Source organism: Vibrio sp. V10_P2A27P122, assembly GCF_963874335.1.
Lineage (GTDB): Bacteria > Pseudomonadota > Gammaproteobacteria > Enterobacterales > Vibrionaceae > Vibrio > Vibrio anguillarum.
On sequence record NZ_CAWNHY010000222.1, the window covers coordinates 16,935 to 30,390 of the forward strand.

Genomic DNA, 13,456 nt, shown 5'->3' on the forward strand with positions numbered 1-13,456 from the left:
TTAAAATGTAACGTGTAACGCATTTTCCATCTAGGAAAAACATTCGTTCTAGATCATAAATTTGCGCTATCCCTAATGATAATAACTTGTTAAAATTGTTATCGGAATTTGTGGGGCGCTTATGAAGTGTTGGAAAGAAAATAGACTGAAAAAGCACCTATCGATTACTTTACTATTGTTGATATATGTCGCTTTGCTAGCGTATTTATCTAAATATATCGTTTAGTTTAGATGAATCAATAGGTTGCTATTTTGTTAACTACATGTCGTCGTATTCTTCGATCGCAGTGCCTTCGATCACATACGCTGTTTCGGCCAGATCGTGGCTAACACTTTCGGTTTTCAGTGTCCCAATCAGATAAATTACATCCCAGAGCTGCTGGATTGGAGCACCTTGCGGATATTTCACATAAATAATTTGATTTGGTGGCGGTGGCGGCACGTGAATGCATGCGCCAAAGTAGGGCACCAGTAGAAACTCAGTAACGTTATTGGCGTCACCTTCCAGTGGGATCACAAAGCCGGGTATTTTGACCACGCTGCCATTGAGCTCTTTTCTAACCCCGCCGATTTTTGATTGTGCAGCCGTCATTTCGCCATCATGGTTCAATGCTGGCATGCCATCGGCGTTGAATTGGTTACGTTCGTTCTCGGGGATCAGATCGATCCAATCGAGCGTCAGTACTTGCTCATTACTTTGTGCGTACATCGGTAACAAGCCTGATAGCAGCAGCGTGCTGATAAGCAGTAGTTTTTTCATCGTTAAGTCCTAAATTCGAATGGTCATTCCATCGCTAAGTGATTGTCTATAGGCGCGTAGAGCCGGGATAACACCAATAATAATGCCAGCCAGCTGTACATAAGCTAATAATTGCCACTCATAGCCGCTTAAGGTGCTGAGTGTGATTTGAATGCCATAATGCTGCGCAATAAAAGGTTGCGCCAGTGCGAGCAGTGAATATAACCCCGCTAATCCAACGCAGATGCCAATGAAGGTCAGCGTCGTCGCTTCGCTGATAAGCAGAGCAAAAATATGTTTAGGTTGTGCACCCATGGCGCGCAGAATCGCCATTTCACGGCGTCTTTCCTGCAAGCTTGTCAGTAAGCTGCTGAGCATACCAAGTAACCCTGCCGCCACCACAAAGACCGACACCGCCATTAAAGCTTGTTCTGCTATTGACATCATACCCCACAGTTCTTGCAGAGCGACGCCGGGCATAATGGCGCTCAAAGGTTCTTGGCGATAGTTATTGATTTCACGTTGCAGTGCAAAGGTTTGAATTCTCGATTTTAAACCGATCAACATGGCGGTGATCTGCTTGGGTTGAAAGTTGTGTTGTTCAAGTTGCTCTTTGGATGGTGAATTGCCTAAATGCGCACCCGATTCCCAACCCACGTGAATGGCTTCAATCGCTTCTAATGAGACATGCACCGTTTTGTCTACGGGCGTTCCCGTTGGCGCTAAAATGCCCACCACTTTAAAGGGGAGGTTGTCGTGGCGGCTAAAACCCACATCGCTTATCCCATGCGCAATAATGATGTCACTGCCAATATGGTAACCTAAGGTTTCGGCGACATCTGAACCCAATACCGTTTCAAATAAACCATGAAACTCAGTGCCTTGAGAGAAGGTGAGTGGTTGCTTACTTCCATATTTGAAATGCTCGAAATAATGGTGATTAGTGCCCATAACGCGAAACCCTTGGTGTGAATCACCCAAGGAAATGGGGATCGCCCACTTGACGCTGCGATGCTCACTGAAGGCTTGGTAGCTTTTCCAGTCGATATTATTGGTGGCATTGCCAATTCTAAATACCGAATAGAGCAGCAAGTTGACTTGTCCAGAGCGGCCGCCGACGATTAGATCCGTCCCTGAAATGGTGTTGGCAAAGCTCTCTTTAGCTTGAGTTCGAATGCGTTCAACCCCCATTAACAGAATGACTGAAATGGCAACCGTCAGAATGGAGAGTAGTGCTGTGGTTTTGCGGTTAAGTACGCTTTTCCACGCCAGATTGGTAATTACATTCATGCTGTCACTCCTGCCTGATTCAATTGAGGGAGGTAAACTGCGCGGTCAAATAAAGCTTCTAAGGTGGGATCGTGGCTCACAAACACCAGCGTTGAACCTGCCCGATTCGCCTCTTCCAATAACAGTTCGATAAACGCGAGTCGATTGTCGTGATCCAGCGCCGAGGTTGGCTCATCGGCGATGATCAGCTTGGGTTCTCCAATCAGTGCTCTCGCCGCCGCGACACGCTGCTGCTGGCCAATACTCAGTTCGATAACCGGTTTAGTCAGTAGTTCAGGTGCAAGATGTAGGCGAGTGAGTAACTGTTTTGCTTTCTCAATCAGATCGCCTGCCACATTCTGCTTGCGAGTGCTGGAAAAATGGCAAGGTAGCGTAACGTTTTCAATCACTGAGAGATAAGGCAATAAATTAAATTGTTGGAAAATGTAGCCAATGTGATCGGCTCGAAAACGATCCCGTTGACGGGAAGTTAACGTCGACAGGTTGGTGCCTAAAATAGAGACCTCCCCTCGTTGTGCTTGGTTGATCCCAGTCAGCAAGCTCAGTAAGGTCGATTTGCCACAACCACTTGGCCCTTTAATAAAAAGGTGCTCTCCACGTTTTACACAAAGATCCTGGATAGATAAGGCTGGTTGTGAGCTATTCGGCCAACGAAATTCGACCTCTTTCAATTCAATGACAGACGTCAGCGATAGAATATGCAAATCACTCATTGTGAATTCCTTTAACGACAATGAACCTAGAGTAAGTGTGTGCTTACTCTAGGTTGTTGCTTATACGCCTTAAAACGTAATGCGAGTGCTGTTTGTTTTCAACTCAGAGGCAGATTGTGCTTTGTCTGTCAGTACATTGGCAGAGATTGTTTGGGTATTTGGGAACAAGTTAAACCATTGCGTGTCGAGGTACTGCAATTGCGGCATGTTATCGCAGTGATATTGGTACTGAATCGTGAATTCACCGTGACCACTGTGCTCGCCTTCATCATGCACATCTTTTTTATGGTCATGGTGTGCGTGTTGAGCATCTTTATCTTGATGTTTATCATCATGTTTTTCATGATGGTCGTGGTCGTGGTGCTCACCATTTAACGTATGGGCGATACGACTTTCTTCTAAATGACACTTGGCCGGAGCGGGCAGTTGGAAAATGCCATCGGCGTGGCTGAACTGCTCCAGGACTTTATTTAAGCGCTGTTGTTGTTCATCATTTTGTGGTGCATGTTCAAAGCCGACTACATCAGAGCCGGGGGCGGTGATTTCAATCAGTAAATCTTGCCCATCTTGAGCAATATTGAACTCGACGTGGCCATGTACATGAGCCTCATGTTGGCGAAACTCTTCATTTGCCAGTGCTGGCGTGCTTAAGATTAGGCCGATAGAGAGAGCGAGTTTACGTTGGATAAACATTGGGTGATTCCTTTTAAACATCAAAATAGCCCTTAGCGCGTTGGCTTTGGGTAACAAATCATAAATAACTAGATAAGACGTCTAAAAGTGAGGAGGCGAGCGAGCAAGATAAGCGTAATGAACTGAGGGGCGACGCTGAGTTTTCTCTACTGATGATCGAATTTCGCTGCCACTAACGGCAGGAAGGATAGGCAGCGCACTGCTTAGACCATTTTGAAAGCCAGAAAAAAGTTGGCAATGGTGCTGCGCGTGATGTGCAGGATTAGTATCGAGGTGATGATCTACATAAGCGACATTCAACCATAGCATCAGCAGCATGGCACATAATGCAATGCTTTGAGCTCGGTAATGGGGGCAACGTAGACGGGTAAACATCAAACCAATACAGTAGTAAAATGATAATTGTTATAATATAACAATATTGTGAGAATAAAGCGTACTCTTATTTTTATAAAAGCACCTTTCACCACGATATGTTTAGCAAAGGCAGCCGTGTTATCGGCCACCTAAGGTTATTATAAATTCTGTTTGATCAAGCCTAAAACCGTTTGAATTTCCTCATCACTCAATGCACCTTCCTTAACAAACAGTACCTTACCTTGCTTATCTTGAACGATGATCGCTGATGATTCCTCTTTTAAATCCCACGCTTTGGCTACATTTCCCGCTTCATCTAGCACCATGGAAGACCACGGAAACTCTTTCTTGCTGTCTTGAGCGGAAGATTTGACAAACGATCCTGTGCCCCAAATCGCATCATCTTGGTTGATGATCGAGGTGGTTTGATAACTTTCTGCGGGAAATTGTGCGGCCGTAATGGCGGCCATCAATGGTGCATTTAACGCTTTAGCACTGCTGCGACCAGCAATGGCTTGAATGACGCGCACTTTGCCTAGCAGTTGGCTGGTATCCCAAGTTTGAAAGGCCGTTTTATCATCTTGTAGGATGATTTCACCATATTTTTCCACTGAAACATCAGCAACTTGCTGACCTTGGGTAATGTTGTGTGCCATGGCAAGCGCTGGACAGCAGGCCATTAGAATGGCGATCACTCGTTTACTTTTCATTGTAGGGGTCCCTTTTAGTTGAGCAACAAAGGTATAGCATAGAATCAATAAAACCACGAAAAGAGGCCATTAAGCGGTTAACAAAATGCTAACAAAGCCTCAATTCTACACGCTTTATTCGCTGAGCTGGGGTGGGAAGCAGATGCCTGTTCCTCCTAACCCACAATAACCATTCGGATTTTTAGCTAAATATTGTTGATGATAGCTTTCGGCGTAGTAGTAAGGACCAGCGGGTGCAATTTCGGTGGTAATTAAGGCTCGTTGACTGGCTGACAACGCCTGCTGGTATCGCTGCTTTGAGGCTTGTGCTATTTGCTGTTGCTGCTCTGAATAGGTATAGATGGCGGAGCGATACTGAGTGCCTTTATCGTTACCTTGACGCATGCCTTGGGTCGGATCGTGCTTTTCCCAAAAATGACTTAATAGATTTTCTAATGGCAAGCGCTGTGGATCAAAGATTACGCGTACCACTTCAGTATGGCCAGTTTCACCACTGCATACTTCTTCGTAAGTTGGGTTTGGGGTAAAGCCGCCAGCATAGCCTACTGAAGTCGACACCACACCATCGAGTTGCCAAAATAAGCGTTCAGCGCCCCAAAAACAGCCCATACCAATCACTATTTGTTGCTGATGCTCATTAGGCTGCTCAGTGATGTTGCTGTGGTTAACGTAATGAATTTCCTCCACTGACATAGGGGTTTCTCGTCCTTTCAGTGCTGTTTGTGCGCTGACCATTGTTTGTTTATTGAGCATGAGCTTTCCTTTTGTGTACCGATTTTTGGCTTTATTTATTGTTGTTGAGCCACTGTTTCACATTCAGCCCGAATAATTGACTGATTTCATACAGACGGAGCTTGCTATTGGCGGTATGATTTCCATCCATTAACGATCTGTTTACTCAACTGTTCCTTTAATTAAGCATGAGACGAAAATCATTACCAGTTCTATTCACGATGCTACTTATTTCCACTTCGGCGTATGCCAAGGTGGCGTTAACCATTAATGGTTTAGAGGGTGAATTAGAAAACAACGTTGAAGCCTATTTATCGTCGATTCCAGAGAGCGACTATTCAACGCATCTTCGTTTTCAATCTCGTTTAGAGAAAAGCATGACGGAAGCGCTTGTCGCGCTGGGTTACTACCATCCTCAATTTGAGTTTGTGGTGGTGAGCGATGAGCAAGAGCTGATGGTCAATATCAATCCTGGACCGCTAACAACCATTAAAGAGATGGATGTGGTGATTAGCGGGGAAGCTGAATCTGATGCTGATTTTGCCAATCTCATTAACCGCAATGCCCTTAAAGTGGGCGCGGCGGTTAATCATGGCCAGTACGATGCTTTGAAATCGGGTATCCGTAACTTAGCGTTGCAAAAAGGTTATTTTAACGGGAATTTTGAATTAAGCCGTTTGGAAGTTGCGCCAGAGTTGAATGAAGCTTTCGTACGCCTTCATTTTAACAGTGGTATTCGTTACCATTTTGGTCCTTCGCTCATTACTGGCAGCCAAATTGAAGATCAGCGAGTTCGCTCGCTTCAGCCCTATAAAACCAATGATCCTTACCTTGTTTCCAAGGTAGGGGAATATAACCAAAACTTATCCAATACCGATTGGTTTTCCTCTGTTTTTGTTGAACCCGATCTTAGCCAACTGGAGAACGGTCGCGAACTGCCGATGAAGGTTTCCCTTGCACCGCAAGCTCGAAATCAGCTTGAAACCGGTTTAGGTTACTCAACGGATGTGGGAGTGCGTGGTTCATTCAAGTGGAAGAAACCTTGGGTTAACAGCCTCGGCCACAGTTTTGATAGCAGCTTCTCCCTTTCTGCCCCAGAGCAGACCATTACCGCTGGCTACAAAATACCGCTAGAAGATGTGCGGCGTGAATATTATCGAATTCAGTATGGAATGAAGAATGTCGATAACCGTGATACGAAGAGTTTGGAGTCTAACTTATCGTTTGAACGCCACTGGCTGCGTGATGGTGGTTGGCATCGAACCCTATTCGTTCGTTATTTGATAGAAAACTACGAACAAGGTTTGCAAAGCGATGTCGGCCAGTTTGTATTACCGGGAGCGACCTATTCTCGTACGCGTGTTCGTGGTGGTTCAATGCCGATGTGGGGCGATAAACAGAGCATCACACTTGAGTATGGCGATCCAAATTTCGTCTCTGAAACGCGTGTGGTGCGGTTGTTGGCGGGCACGGCTTGGATACGCAGCGCTGGGCAAAACCATCGTGGTTTATTGCGTTTAGACGGTGGCGCAAACTTCAGTGAAGAGTTTGACAAACTCTCGCCTTCTCTGCGCTTCTTTGCTGGTGGCGATAACAATTTACGAGGGTATAGCTATCAATCTATCTCACCTAAAGATGCCAGCGGCGCACTGACTGGGGCCAAATACATCGCCACCAGTTCGTTGGAGTATCAATATCGCTTGGTTGGAAATTGGTGGGGCGCACTGTTTGTCGATTATGGCGATGCCTTTAATGACTCGCCGGATTGGAAAACTGGTGTGGGGGCTGGGATTCGCTGGGCTTCTCCGGTTGGACCGATCCGCTTAGATTTTGCATGGGGGCTCGACGCCAATCCCGGCGATGAATTTCAGCTGCATTTCACCTTGGGGCCTGAACTATGACCAAAGTGATGTTGAAGATAACCAAATGGGCATCGGCGATTTTATTCACCTTGTTGGGCGCGGTATTTATTGCACTCGCAGCCTTGTTGTTTACCAACTCAGGGCTTAACGGCCTATTGTGGGGAGCACAAAAAGCGCTGCCACAACTGCAGGTTGCCAGCGCTCAAGGTGCCATTTTTCCACGTTTCACGCTCAACCAAGTCACCTTTTCCGATGAGGCATTAAAGCTCGATCTCGATGTGCAGCGAGTGACATTAGCCATAAGTGCTAGCTGCTTATTGGAGCCTTCAATTTGCTTAAATGAACTTGCGATCAGTGGATTAAGGCTGGCACTGCCAGAGCTTCCCCCTTCGACGCAAGGTGAGTCTTCGTCTGCCTCTGATCCCATTACGTCAATCTCTACACCGGTGCCAATTAAGGTTGGCCGTGTGGAGCTCAATGATATTCAGCTGGATATTTTGGGTAATACGCTGGCATGGAAGCAATTTTCTACTCATGCCTCATTTCAAGGTAATCGCTTACGGATTGGCAAAACCAGTTGGAGCGATATTCAACTGAAGCTTGCGACCAATGAAGATGTCGATTCAGCCTCAAGCGCACAATCCAAATCCACTCAATCCACAACCGTATCATCGACTGTGGCACCTACGGTGAAAACGCCCATCACCTTGCCAGAGGTGATCATTCCGCTGCAATTGGAAGTGGAGCGTTTTGATATCAACCAGTTTACTCTTCAGCAAGCTGAGCCTTTGGTTGTCAAGCATCTTGGTTTGGTCGCCAATGCTTATCAGAGCAGTGTTTCATTAAAATCACTTGAGCTTGAGCTGCCACAATTGATTGCCAACCTAAAAGCTGATGCGCAGTTGAAGGGAGACTATCCGCTCAATCTCTCTTTAAAAAGCACGCTCAAAATGGCCGAAGCTCAGGGGCAAACACTGGCGCTAGAGGCTTCGGGTAGCTTGGGTGATTTAACGCTCAACGCGAAACTGGGCGGGCTTGCGCAAGCAAACTTAAATGCGCAATTGGCGCTACTGCAACCTGAGATCCCGTTTGATATTTCGTTGGATGATGTTCAAGCACAGTGGCCATTGATTGGGCAAGGAGACTATTTTGTTCGCGTGCCGAGTTTAAAAACTCAAGGCTCACTCGACGGATATAGCGTGGCGCTCAATGGCCAACTGCAAGGTAAAGATCTGCCCGATGTGACGCTGGATGTTGCTGGTAAAGGTACTTTACAGCAAATCAACTTAGATTCTTTGCTAATCGATACCTTAGGGGGGCAAATTGCTGGCCAAGTGATGGCCAACTGGCAAGCCCCAATTCACTGGCAAGCGGCGCTGAATTTAGAACAGATTCAGCCGGGATTACAGTGGCCGCAAGCCGAAGGCGTGATCAGCGGTAAGCTCGAAACCACGGGTGAGCTGACCGAGCAGGGCGGTTGGAACGTTGCGCTGCCTATTTTGGATATTGAGGGTGTGTTGCGTGGCTACCCACTGAATATTGAAGGTCAATTAAACGCATCAGATATGACAGGGAAAGGCGCTTTTACTGTGTCGACCAGCGGCTTAACGTTAGCCCATGGACCCAACCAGATTACGGCCAAAGGTGAGCTGGATAAAGAGTGGCGTATGGGCTTATCGGTTGATTTTGCGGATCTGGTGAAAAGTGTTCCTGATTTGCACGGCAAAGTGATTGGCGATATTTATCTGCGTGGTGATTTACAGCAGCCACAAATCAAGCTGCGCCTCAATGCAAATGATCTTGCTTGGCAGCAACAAGCGACCTTAAAGCAGGTGACTTTAACTGGTGATGTTACGCCACTTCCTGTGCCACAAGCCGAAGTGAAATTGCAGGCGAGCCAGTTGGGCTACCAGCAGCAGTTAGTTGATAGTGTGGACTTGCGTTTTTCAGGCACGCAGGCGCAGCATCAACTGAGCTTAGACGTCATTTCAAATCTGATTTCAACCAGCTTGGCGATCAGCGGATCTTTTGAAGATAAGCCGACGATGCAGTGGCAAGGTGCGCTGGAACGAGTACAACTGTCCACAGAACAAGGGCCGTGGCTATTAAACCAAGCGACACCTGTTGCGGTTAATATCGAGAAACAACAAGCTACGATTGCCGCGCATTGTTGGCAGCAAGAGGGAGCATCGCTCTGCTTAGATAAAGATGCGACTGTGGGGCAAAGTGGCGCGGCCGAGCTTTCTCTCAACCATTTTGATTTTCAGCAAATCGCAATGTTTTTACCGCAAGAGACTCAACTTAAAGGCCAAGCCGATGTCAGTCTCACAGCTCAATGGGCGCCCAATACTGCGCCTCAAGCGAAAGTGTCACTCAGCTTAAGCCAAGGTGCAGTCACGCAGCACATCGACCAAGCCATTACTTTAGGTTGGGATAGCGTCACTATTGAAAGTACGCTTGAACAGAACAAGCTGTTTGCTCGTTGGCTAGTGGATGTGACCGATAATGGCGATCTGTCGGGGCAAATCACCATTGCGGATCTAATGGCAAAAGAAAAAATGATGGATGGCGCATTAACGCTTTCCACTTTTAATATTGATTTTCTACAGCCGCTGCTTGGGGATTATAGCCAAGCGAAATCGAAGATTAGCAGTCAACTTGCCTTCAGTGGGCCGATGTTGCACCCGAAAGTGATAGGCAGCGTGGTGGTGGATGACATTGTCGTCAAAGGCGATATTTCGCCGCTGGATGTTACCTCGGGCCGAGTGGCGATGGACTTTAATGGTTACCAAGCCTTGCTCAATGCTGCGATTCAAACTGCGGATGGCGAGTTGAGTATCAAGGGGGATGCCGACTGGCAGAAAATAGAGCAGTGGCGTGCCAACCTACGCGTGTTGGCCGATGAGCTATTGGTGGATCTACCGCCTATCGTCAAGATTAAAGTTATCCCAGACATGAGCATCACACTAGAACCTCAACTGGCCACTGTGACAGGGAATATTAACCTGCCTTGGGGACGTATCGTGGTAGAAGAGTTGCCTCCGAGCGCGATTGGTGTCTCCAAAGATCAAGTGATATTGGACGCTGCTTTACAGCCTGTGAGCGAGCAAAGCACCATGCCATTTAACGTTGAAACGAATGTAAACATCTCGATTGGTGATGATTTCCGGCTCAGTGCCTTTGGTTTGCAAGGCGGCTTGATTGGCCGCCTCAATGTGGCGCAAAAGGATAAAGGCCCTTTTATTACTGGAGAAGTAAATATCCAAAATGGTTCGTATCGATCCTTTGGACAAGATTTGCTGATCCAAGAAGGCAAAATTTTAATGAATGGACCGGTTGATCAACCTTATGTTTCGATTAAAGCGGTGCGCAACCCAGATAACACACAAGATGGCGTGATTGCAGGGGTAAAAGTGACCGGCTCTGCCGATGAACCCATAGTCTCCATTTTTTCAGAACCCGCGATGCCACAAGCTAATGCACTTTCTTACCTACTTCGTGGTCAGAATATTGATGGCGAGGCGGGTGGCAATGCGATGACCACTGCACTGATTGGTTTGAGCTTGGCACAAAGCGGTAAGGTGGTGGGCGAAATTGGTCAAGCCTTCGGTGTGCAAGATCTGCAATTGGATACGGCCGGTTCCGGTGATGATTCACAAGTGACGGTAAGCGGCTATATTTTACCTGGGCTACAAGTGAAATATGGTGTTGGTATTTTCAGCTCGGTGGGCGAATTTACCGTGCGTTACCGCTTGATGAGGGATTTGTACGTTGAAGCGGTATCCGGTTTAGATAGCGCGGTGGATCTTTTGTATCAGTTTGAATTTAACTAGGGACAGTCATATGCAACATCTGGTTTTTGTCTACGGCACATTACGCCGTGGTGAAAGTAATGCGCATCTGCTTGAGACAAGCGAAATGTTAGGATCGTTCTACACGCCAGCTGACTATGCGCTGTATGATCTAGGTCCATATCCTGGCTTGGCTCAGGGACAGCAATCGATAGTCGGTGAGGTATATCGAGTGGATGAGCAGACACTAGCAAAACTCGATCTTTTAGAAGATATTCCCATCGAATATCGCCGTGAAACGATCGAAACCCCATTTGGCCGTGCGTGGATTTATCTCTATCAAGATCACAGCCGTCTTACTGCTGTGATTGATTCTGGAGACTGGTGCCAACGGGTGTAACGAACGGCGTTGAAAATGGAAATAAAAAAGCCACACCGCATATTAGCAGGATGTGGCTTTTTATTTATAACGACACTTATCCCCTTCCTACTTGAAGCTGCAGCGGTGTTGGCTACGTTCGTTCACCCCAATCACATAGTTTGCCTATGCTCATGGGGACTCACTCACTTGCCGCCTACCTGCAACTCCAAGTTGTTTGGGTATATAACTATCGTGACTGTTTAATGATGGTGACTATTTTTGAGCGCGTTCAAATGAAGTCAGGATTTCAGCTCGCGCGGCAGCGGCATCTTCCCATCCATCGACTTTGACCCATTTGCCCGCTTCAAGCTCTTTATAGCGTTCAAAGAACTGTGTAATTTGCGCTTTCAGTAGTGCTGGCAGGTCATTTACGTCTTGAATGTGGTCGTACTCTTTGGTGAGCTTGGAGTGAGGAACCGCCACCACTTTGGCATCTTCACCAGACTCATCGGTCATCTTCAATACGCCAACTGGGCGGCAGCGAATCACCGAGCCTGGCATGAGCGGATAAGGCGTGGGCACCAACACATCGACAGGATCGCCATCGAGCGATAAGGTGTGATTCACATAACCGTAGTTGCATGGGTAGAACATAGGTGAAGACATGAAACGGTCCACAAATACCGCGCCAGATTCTTTGTCGACTTCGTATTTGATTGGGTCGGCGTTGGCTGGAATTTCAATCACCACGTAAATATCATCAGGCAGTGATTTTCCTGCCGGAACGTTGTTTAAGCTCATTTAGCATTTCCTTTTTCGTCGCTGGACTTGAATTGTTTTGGGTTGATTAACAGAACGTAAACGCTTGTGTTGCAACTTTAGCGGTAAATAGGAAACGGTGTAAACCGTAAAAAGAGAGTCTTGCCTCATATTTATCGATAAAAAAAGCGCCTAGAGTTAGGCGCTCATTGAGCTGATTTAATCGCGATTGAGTTCCAAGAACTCTTCCAATTTATGGACCATATTTTTTGAACCGCAGAAGAATGGCACACGTTGATGCAGTTCTGTCGGCTTAATATCCAACACGCGATTGACACCGTCAGAAGCAATACCGCCTGCTTGTTCAATCAAAAACGCCATAGGATTGCATTCATACAATAGACGCAGCTTGCCGTTTGGATGGCTTTGCGTGCTTGGGTATAGATAGATCCCACCTTTGAGCAGATTACGGTGAAAATCCGCCACTAGCGAACCAATGTAACGTGACGTGTAAGGGCGATTATCTTCAGGCACATTCTCTTGGCAGTATTTAATGTATTTTTTGACGCCGGTTGGGAAGCGGATGTAGTTACCTTCATTGATGGAGTAAATTTTACCATCATCGAAGGTCATCATATTGGGGTGTGAAAGATAGAAAGTGCCGAGTGACGGATCATAAGTAAAGCCATTTACGCCGTTGCCGGTGGTATACACCAACATGGTTGAAGAGCCGTAAATAACATAACCAGCCGCAACCTGTTTATTACCGGGTTGTAAGAAGTCTTCTTGTGTTGGTGGCGTGCCGACTGGCGATACGCGGCGATAAATAGAAAAAATCGTGCCGACAGAGACATTGACATCGATGTTAGATGAGCCGTCCAGCGGGTCCATCAACACCACGTATTTTGCGTTTTTGTTGAGTTCTTTGCTGAACGCAACCGCTTCATCTTCTTCTTCACTGGCGACACCACATACTTGATCGCGCGCTTCAAGCGCCGCTTTAAATTTTTCGTTGGCGTACACATCGAGTTTTTGTTGTTCTTCGCCTTGAATATTATCCGTACCAACTGCACCGGTAATATCAGCAAGGCCTGCTTTGTTGATTTCTCTATTAACAATTTTTGCCGCAAGACGAATAGAGGACAACAGAGATGAAAGATCACCGCTTGCGTGGGGGAAGTCATGTTGTTTCTCAACAATAAACTCGCCAAGAGTGCGAATCTCAGACATGTTATTTCCTTAACATAGCTATATAGGGGGGAGTGATTGTTTCACAACGCATCCTCTTGTTGGGATGTCGGCCGAAACGAGTGACCCATTTGATAACGTTTGGGTAACACTGCGATTCTAGGGCTTAGATCTTTTTAATGGTAATGAAGTAACAGATTGAGATCTCAATTTGTTTGTCGACTTTTTAGAAGTTGCAAACATGCTCGCTTTTCTTAAATG

Annotated in this window: 12 protein-coding genes; 3 read left to right on the plus strand and 9 right to left on the minus strand. The window is 46.5% G+C overall.

Annotated elements, in window-relative coordinates:
• Positions 1 to 259 precede the first annotated feature (259 nt).
• The 7 genes from AACQ17_RS09260 to msrA all read right to left on the minus strand — a co-directional run bounded on the left by AACQ17_RS09260 (position 260) and on the right by msrA (position 5,255).
• Positions 260 to 760, minus strand: coding sequence for a DUF3299 domain-containing protein (locus tag AACQ17_RS09260; protein WP_013855946.1), 501 nt, complete (start codon positions 758 to 760; stop codon positions 260 to 262).
• A 9-nt stretch (positions 761 to 769) separates the two neighbouring features.
• The gene (locus tag AACQ17_RS09265; RefSeq protein WP_017046979.1) at positions 770 to 2,029 is read right to left on the minus strand and encodes an ABC transporter permease; all 1,260 of its coding nucleotides are present in this window, start codon (positions 2,027 to 2,029) and stop codon (positions 770 to 772) included.
• Positions 2,026 to 2,742, minus strand: a complete 717-nt coding sequence (locus AACQ17_RS09270; protein WP_013855948.1) for an ABC transporter ATP-binding protein — start codon at positions 2,740 to 2,742, stop codon at positions 2,026 to 2,028. Before AACQ17_RS09270 ends, AACQ17_RS09265 begins: the two co-directional genes overlap by 4 nt.
• Positions 2,743 to 2,811: 69 nt before the next feature.
• Positions 2,812 to 3,435 carry a zinc uptake protein ZrgA gene (gene zrgA, locus AACQ17_RS09275; RefSeq protein ID WP_170935194.1) on the minus strand — a complete coding sequence of 208 codons (624 nt, stop codon included), beginning with the start codon at positions 3,433 to 3,435 and terminating at the stop codon, positions 2,812 to 2,814.
• Between the two features lie 81 nt (positions 3,436 to 3,516).
• The gene (locus tag AACQ17_RS09280; RefSeq protein ID WP_083248854.1) at positions 3,517 to 3,810 is read right to left on the minus strand and encodes a DUF2607 family protein; all 294 of its coding nucleotides are present in this window, start codon (positions 3,808 to 3,810) and stop codon (positions 3,517 to 3,519) included.
• A gap of 140 nt (positions 3,811 to 3,950) precedes the next feature.
• Complete coding sequence (locus tag AACQ17_RS09285; RefSeq protein ID WP_026027808.1) at positions 3,951 to 4,502, minus strand: YtfJ family protein; 552 nt, start codon at positions 4,500 to 4,502, stop codon at positions 3,951 to 3,953.
• 114 nt (positions 4,503 to 4,616) lie between these two features.
• Positions 4,617 to 5,255, minus strand: coding sequence for a peptide-methionine (S)-S-oxide reductase MsrA (msrA, locus tag AACQ17_RS09290; protein ID WP_094147502.1), 639 nt, complete (start codon positions 5,253 to 5,255; stop codon positions 4,617 to 4,619).
• Positions 5,256 to 5,422: 167 nt separating this feature from the next.
• On the opposite strand from msrA, the gene tamA reads away from it, so the two are divergent.
• Genes tamA through AACQ17_RS09305 form a run of 3 tightly spaced genes read left to right on the plus strand, consistent with a single transcriptional unit; the run spans position 5,423 to position 11,287 of the window.
• Positions 5,423 to 7,135, plus strand: coding sequence for an autotransporter assembly complex protein TamA (tamA, locus tag AACQ17_RS09295; protein ID WP_013855954.1), 1,713 nt, complete (start codon positions 5,423 to 5,425; stop codon positions 7,133 to 7,135).
• On the plus strand, positions 7,132 to 10,929 hold the full coding sequence (gene tamB, locus AACQ17_RS09300) for an autotransporter assembly complex protein TamB (protein WP_094147501.1): 3,798 nt from the start codon (positions 7,132 to 7,134) through the stop codon (positions 10,927 to 10,929). Before tamA ends, tamB begins: the two co-directional genes overlap by 4 nt.
• A gap of 10 nt (positions 10,930 to 10,939) precedes the next feature.
• Complete coding sequence (locus AACQ17_RS09305) at positions 10,940 to 11,287, plus strand: gamma-glutamylcyclotransferase family protein (RefSeq protein WP_029190032.1); 348 nt, start codon at positions 10,940 to 10,942, stop codon at positions 11,285 to 11,287.
• 234 nt (positions 11,288 to 11,521) lie between these two features.
• On the opposite strand, the gene ppa is transcribed toward AACQ17_RS09305, so the two are convergent.
• Entirely contained in the window at positions 11,522 to 12,049 is a 528-nt protein-coding gene (gene ppa / locus AACQ17_RS09310) for an inorganic diphosphatase (protein ID WP_010318803.1), read from the minus strand.
• 177 nt (positions 12,050 to 12,226) lie between these two features.
• Positions 12,227 to 13,237 (minus strand): class 1 fructose-bisphosphatase, encoded by a 1,011-nt coding sequence (fbp, locus tag AACQ17_RS09315; RefSeq protein WP_013855958.1) that lies wholly within the window; start codon positions 13,235 to 13,237, stop codon positions 12,227 to 12,229.
• Positions 13,238 to 13,456 lie beyond the last annotated feature (219 nt).

Excerpts from the sequence above, each read along its gene's own strand:
- AACQ17_RS09260 (WP_013855946.1), bottom strand. The coding sequence starts at position 760 with ATGAAAAAACTACTGCTTATCAGCACGCTGCTGCTATCAGGCTTGTTA.
- AACQ17_RS09265 (WP_017046979.1), bottom strand. The coding sequence starts at position 2,029 with ATGAATGTAATTACCAATCTGGCGTGGAAAAGCGTACTTAACCGCAAA.
- AACQ17_RS09270 (WP_013855948.1), bottom strand. The coding sequence starts at position 2,742 with ATGAGTGATTTGCATATTCTATCGCTGACGTCTGTCATTGAATTGAAA.
- zrgA (WP_170935194.1), bottom strand. The coding sequence starts at position 3,435 with ATGTTTATCCAACGTAAACTCGCTCTCTCTATCGGCCTAATCTTAAGC.
- AACQ17_RS09280 (WP_083248854.1), bottom strand. The coding sequence starts at position 3,810 with ATGTTTACCCGTCTACGTTGCCCCCATTACCGAGCTCAAAGCATTGCA.
- AACQ17_RS09285 (WP_026027808.1), bottom strand. The coding sequence starts at position 4,502 with ATGAAAAGTAAACGAGTGATCGCCATTCTAATGGCCTGCTGTCCAGCG.
- msrA (WP_094147502.1), bottom strand. The coding sequence starts at position 5,255 with ATGCTCAATAAACAAACAATGGTCAGCGCACAAACAGCACTGAAAGGA.
- tamA (WP_013855954.1), top strand. The coding sequence starts at position 5,423 with ATGAGACGAAAATCATTACCAGTTCTATTCACGATGCTACTTATTTCC.
- tamB (WP_094147501.1), top strand. The coding sequence starts at position 7,132 with ATGACCAAAGTGATGTTGAAGATAACCAAATGGGCATCGGCGATTTTA.
- AACQ17_RS09305 (WP_029190032.1), top strand. The coding sequence starts at position 10,940 with ATGCAACATCTGGTTTTTGTCTACGGCACATTACGCCGTGGTGAAAGT.
- ppa (WP_010318803.1), bottom strand. The coding sequence starts at position 12,049 with ATGAGCTTAAACAACGTTCCGGCAGGAAAATCACTGCCTGATGATATT.
- fbp (WP_013855958.1), bottom strand. The coding sequence starts at position 13,237 with ATGTCTGAGATTCGCACTCTTGGCGAGTTTATTGTTGAGAAACAACAT.